Genomic DNA, 1,478 nt, shown 5'->3' on the forward strand with positions numbered 1-1,478 from the left:
TCATCGCCGGATTATCCATGATCTGACAGCCGTCCCTTATAGGATGCGGGTTCACTAGGCATCGTAGTGGAACATATTCTTACCGGGCCATACAACAAACCCACCAATAATTCAAGACGTCCTCCACGGGGCGCTTACGAACGAACCGGCGAATTATATTCACGGCTTGGCTTGTCACGCACGGGGCTGCTTTATTCGATGGAGGTGTGAGATGTGTACAGGCGTCGAGATTGCGCTGGTTGCATAGTCGGTATTGGCGGCAGGCGGGGCCGTCGGGCAGGGGCAGCAACAGCAGAAGATGGCCAATTATCAGGCCGCGCAGGCCGAGGCAGACGCCGATGCTGCCAAAGCGGCGGCAAAGGTGCAGGCGAAAAAATCCGTAAGGCGGGTCAGCATCAGGCGGTGCAGGCGAATGCTGCACTGGCTGCCTCCGGGGTAGAAACCGGTGCGGGCACTGCGCTACGCATCACCTCTGGCATTACCGGCGATGCGGAAGAGGATGCCTACATCACGATATTAAACGGCATGAACACCAGCGCACGGTACAGGGCGCAGGCGCAAGCCGACCGCATTAGCGGCAGCAATGCGGCATCAGCGGGATATATCAATGCCGGCAGCGCGTTATTACAGGGAGGGGCAAAGGCTTACTCAGGCTGGAAGAAAGCTAACCCGACGACAGACGCCTCTTCAAGTAACCTTTTCGCTAATATGGGGATCCGCTGATGCGTATTCCAGTGGGAAATTTTGGCAATGCGACGCCTGCCGCGCAACCTACCCGCGTTGACGTGGGCAACACCGGCGCGCCGCGAATGCGCTGCAGCATTTGGCGTCGGTAGGCATCGGAGTAGCGGAGCAGCAACAGCGGCGCATCGAGCAGGAAAACCAAAGTCATTTACAGGTGTTGACGCTGCAGCTTGATGATTTCACCAATGGCCTGGTCAATGACCCCGAACACGGACTGCTTTCGTTGCAGGGGACAAACGCAGAAGGTGCTACGGGTAATTACACGCGGCAATACGAGGATTTCGCCAATAAACTGGCGGCGGAGTTGCCCTCAGATATGCACGAGCCGTTCCAGCAGCAGGCTATAGCGCGGCGTATCCAACTCGAGCGAACCGGTTTAAGCCATGAGTTGGGGCAGCGTCGGTGAGTTGAGCAGGGGAATTTTGAATCAACGATAGCCAACAGCCAGACGCGCGCCGCCGGGTTTTGGCATGACAACGTCAGTTACCAACTGGAAGTAGGGAGCGCGCAACAGCAGATCGCCGAGTACGGCAAGGCGCACGGTTGGACCCCGGAACAGATAAGCGATCAGCAGAACAATTACGTTAAAACAACGTAAGCGCCCCGTGGAGGACGTCTTGAATTATTGGTGGGTTTGTTGTATGGCCCGGTAAGAATATGTTCCACTACGATGCCTAGTGAACCCGCATCCTATAAGGGACGGCTGTCAGATCATGGATAATCCGGTGATGATA

General features: G+C 56.3%; 2 protein-coding genes and 1 pseudogene. All 3 read left to right on the forward strand.

Translation table 11 applies throughout. The features are described 5' to 3' along the window. Window positions 1-66 precede the first annotated feature (66 nt). Complete coding sequence (locus ACMX3H_RS19200) at window positions 67-210, forward strand: hypothetical protein (protein WP_415211906.1); 144 nt, start codon at window positions 67-69, stop codon at window positions 208-210. A gap of 43 nt (window positions 211-253) precedes the next feature. Then, window positions 254-723: pseudogene (locus ACMX3H_RS19205) on the forward strand (hypothetical protein). Window positions 724-823: 100 nt separating this feature from the next. After that, entirely contained in the window at window positions 824-1,150 is a 327-nt protein-coding gene (locus ACMX3H_RS19210) for a hypothetical protein (protein ID WP_415211907.1), read from the forward strand. The last annotated feature ends 328 nt before the right edge of the window (window positions 1,151-1,478 follow it).

The sequence above is a fragment of the Sodalis sp. (in: enterobacteria) genome, from assembly GCF_047607725.1.
Classification (GTDB): Bacteria; Pseudomonadota; Gammaproteobacteria; order Enterobacterales; family Enterobacteriaceae; genus JBLKSS01.